The sequence below is a fragment of the Microbacterium elymi genome (assembly GCF_021582895.2).
GTDB classification, from domain to species: domain Bacteria; phylum Actinomycetota; class Actinomycetes; order Actinomycetales; family Microbacteriaceae; genus Microbacterium; species Microbacterium humicola.
Genome location: NZ_CP091139.2, coordinates 1,794,662 through 1,808,959 on the forward strand (window position 1 = coordinate 1,794,662; position 14,298 = coordinate 1,808,959).

The 14,298-nt window shown below is 71.7% G+C and carries 11 protein-coding genes and 5 pseudogenes; 7 read left to right on the forward strand and 9 right to left on the reverse strand.

The genetic code is table 11. The annotated features are described in order from the left end of the window. Window positions 1-4 precede the first annotated feature (4 nt). The gene (locus L2X98_RS09785; protein ID WP_259613269.1) at window positions 5-1,072 is read right to left on the reverse strand and encodes an alpha/beta fold hydrolase; all 1,068 of its coding nucleotides are present in this window, start codon (window positions 1,070-1,072) and stop codon (window positions 5-7) included. A gap of 260 nt (window positions 1,073-1,332) precedes the next feature. Next, a complete protein-coding gene (locus L2X98_RS09790) occupies window positions 1,333-1,767 on the reverse strand; it encodes a carbohydrate ABC transporter permease (RefSeq protein ID WP_259610788.1) in 435 nt (144 codons plus the stop codon). A 50-nt stretch (window positions 1,768-1,817) separates the two neighbouring features. Here L2X98_RS09790 and L2X98_RS09795 point away from each other — a divergent pair, with 50 nt between their 5' ends. Next, window positions 1,818-2,006, forward strand: a complete 189-nt coding sequence (locus L2X98_RS09795) for a hypothetical protein (RefSeq protein ID WP_259610789.1) — start codon at window positions 1,818-1,820, stop codon at window positions 2,004-2,006. A gap of 145 nt (window positions 2,007-2,151) precedes the next feature. Here L2X98_RS09795 and L2X98_RS09800 read toward each other — a convergent pair whose 3' ends face one another. From L2X98_RS09800 to L2X98_RS09810, 3 genes are all read right to left on the reverse strand, one after another. Beyond that, window positions 2,152-2,382 carry a carbohydrate ABC transporter permease gene (locus tag L2X98_RS09800; protein WP_259610790.1) on the reverse strand — a complete coding sequence of 77 codons (231 nt, stop codon included), beginning with the start codon at window positions 2,380-2,382 and terminating at the stop codon, window positions 2,152-2,154. Further along, on the reverse strand, window positions 2,358-3,095 hold the full coding sequence (locus L2X98_RS09805; RefSeq protein WP_259610791.1) for a carbohydrate ABC transporter permease: 738 nt from the start codon (window positions 3,093-3,095) through the stop codon (window positions 2,358-2,360). Before L2X98_RS09805 ends, L2X98_RS09800 begins: the two co-directional genes overlap by 25 nt. Window positions 3,096-3,162: 67 nt before the next feature. Further along, window positions 3,163-4,419, reverse strand: a complete 1,257-nt coding sequence (locus tag L2X98_RS09810; RefSeq protein WP_259610792.1) for an ABC transporter substrate-binding protein — start codon at window positions 4,417-4,419, stop codon at window positions 3,163-3,165. A gap of 215 nt (window positions 4,420-4,634) precedes the next feature. On the opposite strand from L2X98_RS09810, the gene L2X98_RS09815 reads away from it, so the two are divergent. The 3 genes and pseudogenes from L2X98_RS09815 to L2X98_RS20860 form a co-directional block, all read left to right on the forward strand. After that, entirely contained in the window at window positions 4,635-5,837 is a 1,203-nt protein-coding gene (locus L2X98_RS09815) for a Gfo/Idh/MocA family protein (RefSeq protein WP_259610793.1), read from the forward strand. Window positions 5,838-5,871: 34 nt separating this feature from the next. Next, window positions 5,872-6,192, forward strand: a pseudogene (locus L2X98_RS20855) (LacI family DNA-binding transcriptional regulator); the annotation flags it as partial. Window positions 6,193-6,247: 55 nt separating this feature from the next. Then, window positions 6,248-6,781 (forward strand): annotated as a pseudogene (locus tag L2X98_RS20860) (substrate-binding domain-containing protein); the annotation flags it as partial. 104 nt (window positions 6,782-6,885) lie between these two features. Here L2X98_RS20860 and L2X98_RS09820 read toward each other — a convergent pair. The 4 genes and pseudogenes from L2X98_RS09820 to L2X98_RS20870 all read right to left on the reverse strand — a co-directional run bounded on the left by L2X98_RS09820 (window position 6,886) and on the right by L2X98_RS20870 (window position 10,943). After that, complete coding sequence (locus L2X98_RS09820; RefSeq protein WP_259613270.1) at window positions 6,886-7,503, reverse strand: response regulator; 618 nt, start codon at window positions 7,501-7,503, stop codon at window positions 6,886-6,888. 74 nt (window positions 7,504-7,577) lie between these two features. After that, on the reverse strand, window positions 7,578-8,843 hold the full coding sequence (locus tag L2X98_RS09825; RefSeq protein ID WP_259610794.1) for a sensor histidine kinase: 1,266 nt from the start codon (window positions 8,841-8,843) through the stop codon (window positions 7,578-7,580). Beyond that, a pseudogene (locus L2X98_RS20865) lies at window positions 8,806-9,694 on the reverse strand (MMPL family transporter). Before L2X98_RS20865 ends, L2X98_RS09825 begins: the two are co-directional and overlap by 38 nt. Then, window positions 9,591-10,943 (reverse strand): MMPL family transporter, encoded by a 1,353-nt coding sequence (locus tag L2X98_RS20870; protein WP_354002734.1) that lies wholly within the window; start codon window positions 10,941-10,943, stop codon window positions 9,591-9,593. The pseudogene L2X98_RS20865 and the gene L2X98_RS20870 overlap by 104 nt, the downstream one beginning before the upstream one ends. 163 nt (window positions 10,944-11,106) lie before the next feature. On the opposite strand from L2X98_RS20870, the pseudogene L2X98_RS09835 reads away from it, so the two are divergent. The 3 genes and pseudogenes from L2X98_RS09835 to L2X98_RS09845 all read left to right on the forward strand — a co-directional run. After that, a pseudogene (locus L2X98_RS09835) lies at window positions 11,107-12,126 on the forward strand (AMP-binding protein); the annotation flags it as partial. A 232-nt stretch (window positions 12,127-12,358) separates the two neighbouring features. Beyond that, a complete protein-coding gene (locus L2X98_RS09840; RefSeq protein WP_259613271.1) occupies window positions 12,359-12,610 on the forward strand; it encodes an AMP-binding enzyme in 252 nt (83 codons plus the stop codon). Between the two features lie 343 nt (window positions 12,611-12,953). Then, a pseudogene (locus tag L2X98_RS09845) lies at window positions 12,954-14,298 on the forward strand (beta-ketoacyl-[acyl-carrier-protein] synthase family protein).

The following is a 14,298-nucleotide window of genomic DNA, read 5'->3' on the forward strand; positions in this document are numbered from 1 at the left end:
TCGATCAGGTGCGGGCAGCACATCGCCCTCGCGCAGTCCGGAGTGCTCGTGCTCGCTGGTGATCCACGGGGTCACGCCCGGCAGCGAGCGCCGCGGTGGCGACGGAGAACTCCAGCGGCACGTACAGGTCGTGCACGTACACCGCGGCCGCGCCGCGCGCGCCCGAGGCGCGCAGGGCGTCGGCGTCGTAGAGCTTCGGCCAGGGGTGGTCGGCGAGCGCGAGCGCGACATCCTTCCACGGCCGCAGGCCGGGCACCGTGTCGAGCCAGTCGCGGTGCACGTGCTCACCGGTCAGCAGCGTGACGTCGCTGCGGAAGTCGTCCGGCTCGACCCGCTCGGCCGACCAGCTCGTCGCGTGACCGTCGGCGTAGCTGGACTCGTGGAACACGTAGTACAGCGGCTCGCGGGCCGAGAACGGCAGGAGGCCGGCCAGGTCGTAGCGGAACGCGTTGGTGTGCGGCTCGTGCTCGAGCAGCTCGTGCAGGTTCTGCCATCCGTCATTCGAGCCCAGCAGCGTGCCCAGCGAGCGCAGCCGCGAGACCGAGACGACCTCGCCGTCCGGCAGCACGATGCGCCCGTCCGCGGCCAGATCCGCCAGGCGTCGGATCGTGTCGCGGTGATGCGGGAAGCGCCGGTAGTACCGCTGGGAGGCATCCCGCAGCTTGTCGTACGTGAGCGCATAGACGTCGTCGGGGTGGTGGCCCACGGCCGAGAGCCCGCCGGTGAAGTAGGCGTCCCGGATGGATGCGGCATCCGTCGTCAGGTACGCCAGCGTGGTGAACCCGCCGAAGGATTGGCCCAGCACGCTCCACGTGGCGGCGCCCAGGTGCTCGCGCATCGCCTCGCAGTCGCGCACGATCGCGTCGGCGCGCAGGTGGGTGATGTACTCGGCCAGCTCGGCGGTACCGCGCTCGTCCAGGTCGCGGTCGCCGACCGGCGTGGAGCGCCCGGTGCCGCGCTGATCGATCATGACCACGCGGTAGTGCTCGAGCGCGGCATCCAGCCACGACGGACTCGCCGGCGCGTGGAACGGCCGCGGCGCATCGCCCCCGGGCCCGCCCTGCAGGAACACGAGGTACGGCAGGTCCTCGCCCCGTTGCGCGCGACCACCGCGGCGTACACCTCGATGGTGCGGGCGTCGGCCGCGTCACCCCACACCAGCGGCACGGTGATGGTGTGATCTTCGACGGTGAGGTCCTGCATGCGACGGGTGGTGACGGCCATGCGCTCGAGTCTAAACGGGCCGCCCCCGTCGCCGAGAGTGCATCTGACGGCCGAGGATGCGGGAAATCACCGCTCTCTCGGCCGTCAGATGCACTTTCGCGGGCGGGGTCACTTCTCGTAGCCGGCGACCATGCCCTTGATGAAGTAGCGCTCGAGCACCAGGTAGGCCACCAGCACCGGGATGACGGTGAGCAGGGCCGCCGCGGCGGCGGCGTTCGGATCGCTGCCCTGGCTGGCGAAGAACGTGGCGATCGCCGGCGCGGTCGTGCGCACCTCGGGGTCGCGGAGGATGAACACGCTCAGCGCGTACTCGTTCCACACCGACACGCTGGTCAGGATGATGACGGTCGCGGTCACGGGTTTGAGCATCGGGAACACGACCCGGAACAGCGTCTGCAGCAGACCGGCCCCGTCCACGGTGGCCGCCTCTTCGATCGAGAGCGGAAGGCTGCGCATGAAGTTCGCGTACAGGAAGATGCTCAGCGGCAGCTGGGACGCCACCATCAGCGCGGTCGCCCCCCAGTAGGTGTTGATCCAGTGCAAGCTGGGCCATCAGCGTGTAGACGGGGACCAGGATGCTGAGGGGCGGGATCATGATCAGCCCGATGATCCCCGCGAACACGAGTCGGTTCCCGAGCGTCGCGCGACGGGCCAGCGGGTATGCGGCCAGCGCCCCCAGCACGCAGATGAGCACCGTGGACGCGACGGTCACGACGGCGCTGTTGCCGATGGCGCGCAGGATGCCGCCGTCCACGATCGCGGTCTGGAAGTTCTGCCAGTAGATCCCGCGGGTGGGGAAGATCCACTGCGACGACAGATCGGTGCGGGGCTTGAGCGCCGTGGTCAGCGTGATGTAGAACGGCACGAGCTGCAGGGCGCAGGCGGCGAGCAGCCCCGCCACCATTCCGATCGTGCCGAGCCGACGCATCACACGTACTCCAGCCGTCGGCGGTTGAAGTAGGTGTTCAGCGCGAGCGTGAAGATCGCGATGATGAGGAACAGGACCACGCCGATCGCCGACGCATAGCCGGCGTTCTGGTTGTCGAAGTAGAACTTCGAGATCAGGGTCGACATCGAGTCGGTGGAGTATCCCGGGCCGCCGCCGGTCATCACCCGGATCACGTCGAACAGCTTCAGCCCGCCGATGAGATTGAGCACGATGCTGGTGGCGAACGCGGGCTCGGCAGCGGCACCGTGATGGAGGTGAACTGCTGCCACGGGCCTGCCCCGTCGATTCGGGATGCCTCGTAGTAGGTCACCGGGATCGACTGCAGTCCGGCCAGGTAGATCACCATGGAGATCCCGACGAACTGCAGCGAGTTCACCAGCACGATGATCGTGATCGCCGACGGCGCGGTGCTCAGCCAGGCCACCCGCTGCCCGCCGAGCGCGACGACGATGTCGTTGAGCCCGCCGTACGAATACGAGAACAGCAGGTAGTACATCGTCCCCATCACGACCGGCGAGACCAGCACCGGCAGGTAGACGATGGCGCGCGCGAGGTTGCGTCCGCGCAGGGCGCGGTCGAGGGCGACCGCGAGGGCGAGCCCGATCACCTGCTGCAGGATCGTCGATCCGAAGCCGTACACGAACGTGTTCCGCAACGCGGTGCCGACCAGGGGATCGGCGAGCATGTGCAGGTAGTTGTCGAGCCCGACGAACGTCCTGGTGGGGCTGTAGCCATCCCACTTCGTCAGCGAGATGGCGATGCCGTTGACCAGCGGGTACACCGTGAACACCGCGAAGACGGCGAGCGCCGGCAGGTACAGCAGGTTGACCCGGCGCCGCACGAACGGCGCTCCCGGCGATCGTGCGGGGCGCCGCGGGGCGGTTCTGCGCGGGGCGGTTCCGCGCCCGGCGACCGCCGTCATGGCCGCTCCCGTTCGGTGGTGGGGCGGCCCCCCGACCTGCCCCACCACCGAAAGCCGCCCCCAGCGGTCACTGGCCGAACAACGAGGAGAACTGCTGCTTCATCTGGTCGACGGCCGCGGCGGGCGTCGACTGGCCGCTGATGACTCCGCCGGTCGTGGTCACCATGGTGTCCCACATCCCGTTGGGCAGGTACACCCGGTCGAAGTACGGCTCCAGCGTGTAGGTGTTCGGCTTCACGAGTGTGTCGTAGCTGTCCTGCAGGACGCCGAGATCGGCGGTCGCGTCCGTCAGGCCGGGGATCGCCCCCAGCGCCTTGGCGAGCTTGCTGATGTTGTCGGGCTGGGCGAGGCAGTCGATGTAGGCCAGCGCCTGCTTCTTGTGCGGGCTCTTGTTCCACACGCCGTAGGCCGTGCCCTCCCCGCCGACGAAGTACGGGTCGCCCACGAAGGACGGGATCGGGATGAAGCCGAGCTTCGCGTCCGGGCTCTGCTCGAGCGCCGTGCTCACCAGCGAGTTCTGCACGAAGACGAACCCCACGTCTCCGCTGCCGAGCCCCCGCCCGATCTCGTCCATCGTGATGGACGAGAAGTCGGGGTTGAAGTCCCCGGCCTTCGCCCACTTCTGCACCTCGTCGAGCATGGTCGTGTACCCGCCCTCGACGAAGGTCCCCTTCGTGAACTTCTCCAGATCGGCGGCGCTGAAGGCGCCCGACGACATGAAGTCGGCGACGTTGCCGGCCATCCACGAATCCTTCGACGACGACGAGAGCGGCGTGACGCCGGCATCCTTCAGCGTGACCAGTGCCTTGGTGAACGCATCCCACGTCGTGAGCGTAGACGGATCGACGCCCGCCTTGCTCAGCGTGTCCTTGTTGTACAGGATGCCCGCCACGTCGGTGGTGATCGGCAGGGCGAAGAACTGGCCGTCCTTGTTCTGCATGGCCGGTGCGAGCGCGGTGTTGAACTTGTCGGCCCAAGACTGCTTGTTCAACGGCTCCAGGAACGGGCTGTAGCGCGGCAGCGACCAGCCGTGCGTCGACCAGATGTCGGGAAGGTCGCCCGAGGCCATGCGGGTCTTCATGTCGGCCTCGTACGTGTTCGTCATCGGAACGAGGTCGATCGTGGTGTCGGCCGGCGTGCAGGTCTTGGTGATGTCCTGCAGCACGGTGAGGGTCGGATCGGCCGAGCCGAGGCCGGTCTGCATCTCGAGTTTCGCCGTGCCGCCCGTGCCGCCGCCACCACCGGAACACCCGGTCAGCACGATGCCGACGGCGGCCAGGCCCGCCACGACACCGCACGCCATCGTCCTTCTCCGTGCGCTCATCTGCTCACTTCCCTGTGATCCCGACCAGCCCTCGAGGTGTGTGGCAAGGAATCTACCCGCGTAACTGAACATATTCAAGTGACGATGCGGATTCGCCCTTCAGTATCGCTGAAATGACGGTATCGCGGGCGCGCCGACACGGCCGCACCTTGACGCGGGTAGATGACTGCTGGATGCTGGAGCGGGCAGGACGAACCGTTCGGAGAGGAGCGTGCATGCCGTTCACGATCGGCATCGTCGGCGCCGGCCAGTTCGCGGACACGTTCGCGCCGCTGCTGACACACCATCCCCTGATCGGCGAGGTCTGGGTCACGGATGTCGTGTCCGAGCGCGCGGACCGGCTGGTGGCGCGGTACGGCCTGTCCGGCACGTTCGACTCGTTCGATCAGATGCTGGCCGACCCTCGCGTGGATGCCGTCGCGATCTTCACCCAGCGGTGGACGCACGGGGCTCTCGCGGTGCAGGCGCTGCGGGCCGGCAAGCACGTCTACTCGACGGTGCCGATGGGCATCAGCGTCGACGAGATCGGCGCCATCATCGACGCGGTCACCGCCAGCGGCCTGGTCTACATGATGGGCGAGACCAGCTTCTACAACCCGGCGACGGTGCTGGCCCGCGATCGGAACGAGGCCGGCGCGTTCGGCCGGCTCTTCTACGCCGAGGGCGACTACCTGCACGACATGGATCTCGGGTTCTATGACGCGTACCGGTTCAGCGGGGGCGAGGACTGGCGGCGCACGGCGAGCTATCCGCCGCTGCTGTATCCCACGCACTCGATCGGCGGCATCCTCGGCGCGTGGGACACGCATGTGACCAAGGCGATCGGGATCGGCGTGCGCGACACCCGCGGTGACGGCGTGTTCGACCGGTCGGTGAGCATGTTCGACAACGACATCTCCAACGCTACGGCCCTGTTCGAGGTCGCCGGCGGCGGCTCGTTCCGGACGAACGAGTTCCGTCGGGTCGGCTACCCGTCGCACATCCGCGAATCGCGCTTCCGCTATTTCGGCACGGAGGCGAGCTTCGAGGAGGTCGCCACCGCCGCCTTCTGGTACACCCGGGAAGGGGCCGAGGACGTGTCGCGGCTGGTGGAGACCTCCGCCACGCTGGACGTCGACGATCCGTCGCTGGCGCACATCGCGCCGGATCTGCGCCCCAGTTTCGTGTCCGGCTACGCCCCGGTGCATCACCGGGAGCGCATCCCGGCGGCGGTCGCGGCGCTGCCGAACGGGCACGAGGGCAGCCACCACTTCCTCGTCGACGACTTCGCCGTCGCGGTCGACGCCGGCGGGATGCCGCCGGTGAACGCGTGGCGGGCGGCTCGCTTCACCGTGCCGGGTATCATCGCCCACGAGTCCGTCCGACGGGACGGCGAGCGGTTGGATGTCCCCGATTTCGGCGACATCCCGGGATCATGACATCGGACGAGGGGCTCTGGGGAGTCGGATGGTGATGGACGGCCGAAGAAGGACCGTCACGCGAGCGGACGTCGCGCGGCTGGCAGGAGTGAGCACCGCGGTGGTCAGCTACGTGCTGTCCGGCTCGGACCGACCGGTCTCGGATCAGGCGCGAGAACGCGTGCGGTCCGCGGCCGACGCCCTCGGGTACCGGCCGAATGCGGCCGCACGCGCTCTCAGCCGCGGCCGGTCGACGATGATCGGGTTCATCGTGCCCGACCAGCGCAACCCGTTCTTCGCCGAGATGGTGGCCGCGCTGGACGGCGCCGCGCACACGCACGACCTGATGGTGCTGACCCTGAACGCGCGGGAGCGCCGCTCTGCGGACGGCGACGAGATCGCCGGGCTGACCTCGCAGGCAGCTGGAGGGCATCGTCAGCGCCGACACCCTCACCGCGCAGGAGCTCAGCATCATCGAGCGCAACCGCATCCCGCTGGTGTACCTGAACCAGTTCAGCGCCCGGTCGGGGCACCCCACCTTCAGCACCGATTACCTCGCGGGCGCGCGGATGGCCGTCGAGCACCTCCTCGGGCTCGGCCACCGGTCGATCGCGTTCGTCGGCGAGGAGTCGACGCTGGATCCCCGCGAAGCGGGCTGGCGGCGGGCGCTGTCGGATGCCGGCATCCCGGCCGGTCCGGCCTTCCGCAGCGGATACACGCCGCAGAGCGGTTTCGATGCGGGACTGAAGGTCGCGGAGCGCCGAGACGAGATCACGGCCGTGTTCGCGGCATCCGATCAGGTGGCCATGGGCCTGATGGCCGCGCTGCACTCGCGCGGCGTCGACATCCCCGGCCAGATGTCGGTCGTGGGCTTCGACGGCACAGCAGAGGGCGCTTTCACCTGGCCCGCCCTCACCTCGGTGTCGCAGCAGGTGACCGAGATGGCGAGGGATGCCGTGGCTCTGCTCGTCTCCGGGGACACCACGCCGATGGCCCGGAACTACCCCGCCGTGCTGCTCGCGCGACTCGACGGCACCGCCGCCGGCCCGGTGATCCGGGCGGGCGGTCGTCACTCCAGCAGGCCGGTCTCGCGCGCGACCGCCAGCACGCGCGAGCGACTGTCGGCACCGAGTTTCGTGAAGATATGGGCGAGATGGGTCTTCACGGTCGCCTCCGTCACGAACAGCTCGCGGGCGATCTCGCGGTTCGAGGCGCCGCGGTCCAGCAACCGCAGCACATCGCGTTCGCGATCGGTCAGGCGCACCCGCGGGGCGCGCATCGCGGTGACGAGCCGCCGGCTGAGCTCCGTGGTCAGCACCAGGCGCCCTGCGGCCGCGTCGCGCACCGCCGCTACGATCGTCGCGGGCTCGACATCCTTGAGCAGGTAGCCGACGGCTCCGGCCTCGATCGCCCCGACCACCTCGGCGTCGCGATCGAAGGTGGTGAGCATGAGGACGGCGGGCGGATGCGGCAGCCCGCGCAGCGCCACGGTCGTCGCGATCCCGTCCATCCCCTCGCCCAGGCGCAGGTCGCACAGCACCACGTCGGGGCGCAGGTGCCGTGCCAGGGCCACGGCCTCGTCGCCGGAGCCGGCCTCGCCGACCACTTCGACGTCGCTCTGCCCGGTCAGCAGCGCCCGCACCCCGGTGCGCACGATCGGGTGATCGTCGACGAGGATCAACCGCACCCGGTCCGCGCCCCGGTCCGCGCCCCGGTCCGCGCCCCGGTCCGCGCCCCGGTCCGCGCCCCGGTCCGACCCGGTCACGGACGCGCCTCGGCCAGCCGCGGCAGATGCGCCGACAGCGCGGTGCCCTCCCCGGGGGTGCTCTCCACGTCCAGCCCGCCGCCGAGTTCGCGCAGCCGGGTCCGCATCGCCCGCATCCCATAGCCGCCGTCGCCGGCGCGCGCGGCGCGGGCGTTCCACCGCTGCGCGTCGAAGCCGGTGCCGTCGTCGGCCACATCCAGCCGGACGGTGTCCCCGGCATCCGCCAGCGTCACCACCACCCGGCGCGCGTCGGCGTGCGAGCGCACATTGGCCAGCGCGGACTGGGTGACCCGCAGCAGGGCGACCTCGGTGGCCGGTGCCAGCGCGGGGAAGCCGGCATCCACGTGCAGCTCGGTGCGGATGCCGGTCTCGTCCTGCAGCCGGTCCAGCATGCGCGCCAGGGCGTCGCCGAGCGCCGTGCCGTCCAGTTCGGCCGGCATGAGCGCGTTCACGATCCGTCGGGTGTCGGCCAGTCCGTCGCGGGCCAGCTCGTCGATCTGCCGCAGGGCACGGGATGCCTCGGCCCCCGTCCCCCGCTCGGCGCCGTCCAGGGCGCCGCGCGCCAGCATCCCGATCGAGGTCATGCTCTGCGCGACGGTGTCGTGGATGTCGCGCGAGAGCCGGGTGCGCTCGGCGTGCACGCCGGACTCGCGCTGCGTGCGCGCCAGCTCGTCCTGCAGCGCGGCGGTCTCGTCCTGTGCGGCCACCAGCGACGCGATCAGCAGCCGGCGCTCGCGGCCGTCCCGGACGAGTTCGAGGTAGCCGCGCGCAATGCCCAGGGCGAACAGGCCGCCCACCACCGGCCCGATCACGTTGGCCGACGACGTGCTGCCGGTGTGGGCGACGGGCGCGACCAGCACGACGACCAGCACGATCAGGCTGTACGGGATCGCCCACCGCATCCGCAGCGCGAAGCCGGCCAGCAGCCACAGCGAGAACGCCAGCCAGACGAACTCGGCGCTGACGGCGACGGCGCCCACCCAGATCAGAGCCAGTCCCAGCAGCCACCACGCGGCCAGCGGCCGGTCGGCGGTGCGGGTGCTCAGCACGAGGCCGGCGGCGTACCAGCCCGCGAACGCGACGGCGACCGCCGCGGTCAGCGCGATCGGCACGCCGTCGGCGGCGGCCCGGACGGCGCCCGCGATCAGCAGCGTCGCCGTGATCAGCGCCTGGCCGAGCCGGATCGACCCGACCAGCCCCGCCCAGGACCGCGGCGCCGGCGCGCTATCGCGCGGCGACCGAGACGGGATGGGTGTCGACATCCTTCGATTCTCCCCCGTCACCGGCCGATTCGTCGACGCCGTCGGCGGACGGGCCGGCGGAGGGGCGGATCCGGCTCGGCCACCACATCCGGTCGCCGAGCACGGCGAACAGCGCGGGCACGATCAGCGTGCGCACGACGAACGTGTCGACGATCACCCCGACCCCCACGATCAGCCCGATCTGGCCGAGCGTGACCAGCGGCAGCACCCCGAGGGCGGCGAACACCGCCGCCAGCACCAGGCCGGCACTGGTGATCACCCCGCCCGTCGAGGCGACCGCGCGCACGATCCCGGCGCGCGTGCCCCGCCGCTTGCGCCTCGCCGCGGGCGCGGTGCACGAGGAAGATCGTGTAGTCGATGCCGAGCGCCACCAGGAACAGGAACCCGAGCAGCGGCACCTGCAGATCCAGCGCCTCCCAGCCGAACAGCACCCGGCCGAGCCAGGCGCCGGCGCCGATCGCGGCCACCGCGCTGAGCGCGTTCACGCACGGCAGCAGCACCGGGGCCACGAGGGCGCGCAGCAGGCCGATCAGCACGACCAGGCTGATGCCGAGGATGAGCGGCGTGATCAGGACGAAATCGCGCAGGTTGCCGGCGCGCGCATCCAGGTCGGTGGCCACCGGCCCGCCGACGAGGGCATCGGCGCCGGGGACGGCGCGGGCGGCATCGCGCACGGTCTGCACCAGCTCGAGGCTCTCCGGGGTGCCCGGCGCGGGCTCGCCGGTGACGACCAGGCGGGTCTGCGCGTCATCGGCGCTGGTGCCGGATGCCGTGACCCGCACGACGCCGGGAACATCCGCGATCGCGTCGGTGACGGCATCCGCCGCCGCCGTGTCGGCGATCACGATCATCGGCTTGCGCCAGGCCCGGATCGAAGTGCGCGCCGAGCACCGTGAGACCGGCAGCCGACTCGGACGGCACGCGGAACTTCTCCACCTGGGTGAGCCCGACGGTGGTGCCGAACAGGCCGGCGGCCATCACACCCAGCAGCACCGCTCCGCCCACGAGGGGCAGCCACGGCCGGCGCACCACACGCTCGGCCACACCACGCCAGGCCCGACCGTATTCGCGCGGCCGGTCGGGACGCGGCACGAACGGCCAGAACACCCCGCGCCCGCACACCGCCAGCAGCGGCGGCAGCAGGAACAGCACCGCGACCAGGGCGATCAGCAGGCCGACAGCGGATGCCACCCCCAGGCCCCGGGTGCCGGGGATCACCGCGAGCACCAGGGTGGCCAGGGACAGCACCACGGTCAGGTTCGACGCGACGATCGCGCCCGCCGTGCCCCGCCATGCCCGGGCGAGCGCACGCCGGTGGTCGGTGTCGACGGCGAGCTGCTCGCGATAGCGCGACACCAGCAGCAGCGCGTAGTTCGTGCCGGCACCGAACACGAGCACGCTGACGATGCCGGTGTCGAACTGCAGCTGCAGGGCGTTGCCGACCGCCACGGTGGCGCTGCCGGCGAGCTCATCGGCGAGGGCGACGACCACCAGCGGGATCATCCAGAGCACCGGCGAGCGATAGGTCAGGATCAGCAGCAGCGCGACGATCACGATCGTCACCAGCAGCAGGGTGAAGTCGGCGCCGTCGAACGCGGCCGCGACGTCCACGCCGAACGCGGGACCGCCGGTCACCTGCACTGCCACGCCAGAGATCGGGTGCGCGGCGACGGCATCGCGCACCGTGGTCACGGCCGCCTTCGCGTCGCCGTCGGCACCGACATCCACGGTCGCCTGGATCACCGCGGCCCGGCCGTCGTCGCTGGGGAACGGCCCGAGCGGGGCGATCCCGGTGGCGGTGCCGACCGGATCGATCAGGGTGCCGAGAGCCGCGGTGTCGCCGGCGGTCAGCTGGGCGCCGTCGTCGCGGCTCGCCACGATCAGCAGGGTCTGGCACTCGGCACCGGGAAACCGGTCGGCGGCCGTGGCGGCCCGTGCAGATTCGGACTGCGGCGGGGCGGCCTCGTTGCCCGCGTCGAGATCGGCGCGGCCGAGCGCGCCCATTGCCAGCACCAGCAGCACGGCGGCGACGGCCAGCGACCACCACGCACCACGGCGGGAGGTCAGGACGGAGGGGATCGAACGCAGAACACGCAGCATGGTCCCCAGTCCAGCCGTCGCCGGCGCCGGGCACGTCGGGAAGATGGCCGATCCTTCTCTCATCCGAACGGATGAGGTGACGGCCCCCTCGCCCGGGCCCGACCGGGGAATCCCGAATAGACTGACCGGGGAAGCGGAGGTCACGGTGCCGATCACGGGGGCGATGCTGGATGTCGCGGCACGACATCCCGAACGCCTCGCCATCGTCGGACCGGACGGTCGCCTCACCTACGCCGAGCTCGTCGCCGACTCGCGCCGCATGTTCGCGGCCGTCGATCAGCTGCACGCGGCACAGACCCGGCCGCCGACGCCGGCTCGCGAGACCGGCGGCATCCCGATCACCGCGATCAGCGTCACGTCGGCGTTCCACACCGCCCGCATCGTGGCCGGCCTGGCCGGGTTCCGCGCCGTCTCGGCGACCATCGACCCGCGCTGGCCGCTCACCCATCGCATCGCGGTGGTCCTGGCCACCGGCATCGGCGTGGTCATCAGCGACCAGGCCGACCTCGCCGAGGCGCTGCACGCGCGAGGCTGGGGCGGTGCGATCCTCAGCCTCGCGGAGTTCATGCAGGTCGAGGCATCCGTCCCGACGGGGGCGGGGTCGAACCCCGAGCCGGGCGTGCGGGATGGCGACGAGCCGTTCCTGCTGCTGTTCTCGTCGGGCACCACCAGCAACCCGAAGGCGTTCCTGAAGACCCGGCGGCAGTACCGCGCGAACGTGGCGGTCTCGGCGGCGCATCTCGAGCCGCTGCCCGGGGTGGCGACTCTCGCACCGGGACCCGTCTCGTACAGCCTGACCCTGTATGCGCTGATCGAGTGCCTGGCCACCGGCGGCAGCGCACACGTGGCGGATGCGTTCGATCCGGTCGCGCTCGGTCGCCGCATCCGCGACGAGCAGATCACCCGGGTCGTGGCGGTGCCCGCCGTCGTGCAAGCGCTCACCGACGTGGCCCGGCGCCGACGCCACGACATCACCGGGCTCGAGGTGGTGGTCACCGGCGGTGCGAACCTGCCGGCATCCCTCCGCGCGGGGCTGCGCGCCGTGCTTCCCGCAGTGCGGCTGATCAGCTACTACGGCGCCGCCGAGATCGGGTTCATCGGCGACAGCCGCGACGGCGACGGCACGTTCATCTCGGTCTACGAGGGGATCGGCGCACAGGTGCGCGACGATGTCGGCGCCCCGGTGCCCGACGGCGAACTCGGCACGGTCTGGATCCGCGCCGACGCATGCTCGGACGGGTATATCTCGGCGACGACCACCGAGCCGCTCAAGGACCCCAGCGGGTGGGCCACCGTGCACGACCAGGGGCGGCTCGTCGACGGCCGCCTGCGAGCTGGTCGGCCGGGCCGGAGACATCACGATCACCGGCGGACACAAGGTCGCCCTCACCGAGGTCGAGCGGGCATTCGACGGGATGCCGGGGCTCGGCGCCGTCTGCGCGGTGGCGCTCGCGGACCGCGGCCTGGGAAGCGTGGTCGCGCTGGTGGTCGAGGGCGACGGGCCCGGCAAGGACGAGCTGATCGCTTGGGCGCGGGAGCGACTCGCGCCGCAGTTCGTGCCGCGCCGCTGGTATCGCATCGAGGCCCTGCCCCGGACTGTGGGCGGCAAGATCCGCCGCCCTGCCACCACCGAGCTGGTGGACGACGGACTGGCGGCCCGGCTGTGAGCGGGGGCGGGGTTCCGACCGCGCACGGGGTTCCGACCGCGGGCGGGGTTCCGACCGCGGGCGGGGTTCCGACCGCGCGCGGGGTTCCGACCGCGGGCGTGGCACTGGCCGCGCGCGGGGTTCCGACCGCGGGCGTGGCGCTCGCCGCGCGCGGGGTTCTGGCCGCGGGCGGGGCCCTGGCCGCGGCATCCACTGCCCCCGCCTCCCTCGCCTTCGACGCTGGGCGCCGCCGGCCCTCGGCCCAGCCGAGGAGATCTGCCGAAGCGAGGATGATCCGGCCCGATTTCGCCCGCGCCCGGGCATATCTCCTCGGCTCGGCCGAGGATGACGGGGGAGCGGACGGATGAGGCAGGTCGTCGTCACCGGGATGGGCGCGGTCACCCCCAGCGGTCTGGACGTGCCCGCGTTGTGGGATGCCGTGGCCACCGGCCGCAGCGCGATCACGGTGCTCGACGAGCCCGAGTTCGCCGGACTCGCCGTCCGGATCGGCGGGCGGGTGCGCGGGTTCGAGACCGCGCCGGGCCCCGCACCGGACCCCGCATCAGGTCCCGCATCAGGTCCCGCACCGGACCCCGCACCAGGTCCCGCATCAGGTCCCGCATCAGGTCCCGCACCGGGCCCCGCACTGAGCCATGCGCTGGCCCGGCGGCTCAGCCCGGTGCAGCACTGGGCGATCGCGGCGGCCGACCAGGCGCTGGCGCAGGCGGCGGCATTCCCGCTGACCGCCGAGCTGCCGTGGGATCCGCTGCGGGTCGCGGTGATCGCCGCCACCGGCTCGGGACCGGTCGACGCGATGCAGCAGGCCACCCGGGCGTACGACGAGCGCGGCCCGCGCGCCGTGCCGCTCAGCCTGTCCATGCACGGCGCACCGGATGCCGCGGCCGCCCTGCTCACCCAGCGCTACGGCATCCGCGGCCCGGCGCAAGGCGTGTCCGCGACCTGTGCGAGCGGCGCGGTCGGGCTGGGCGAGGGGCTTGCGGCGCATCCGTCACGGCTACGCCGACGCCGTGCTGGTGGTCGGCATGGAGGACTGCCTGAACCCGGTGAACCTGTCGTCGAACGCGAATATGCGTGCACTGGCATCCGGGTACGAGGACGACCCCACCGCCGCGTCCCGTCCGTTCGATGCGGGACGCCGCGGGTTCGTCATGGCCCAGGGCGCCGCGGCGATCCTGCTCGAGTCCGAGGATTCGGCCCACGCCCGCGGTGCGGCCGTCCTCGCCCGGCTCGCCGGATTCGGGGCGGCCAGCGACGCGCACCATCCGACGGCGCCGCATCCCGACGGCCGGGGCGGGGCCGATGCCATCACGCAGGCCCTGGCCGATGCCGGCCTCGGCGCCGCCGAGATCGCACACATCAACGCGCACGGCACCGGCACCCCCGCCGGCGATGCGGCCGAGCTGAACGCCCTGGCCGCCGCCCTCGGCGGGCGGGCCCGCAGCATCCCGATCAGCGCCACCAAGTCGAGCACGGGTCACCTGCTCGGGGCGTCCGGCGTGGTGGAGGCGATCATCGCGGTGCAGACGCTGCGGGACGAGGTCCTGCCGCCGACGCTCAACCTCGACGACCCTGCATTCCCGGACTGGAATGTTGTCGCGGCACCACGCCGCGAACGCATCGACACCGTCCTGTCGACATCCTTCGGATTCGGCGGACACAACGGGGCGATCGTGATCGCCCGCGGATGA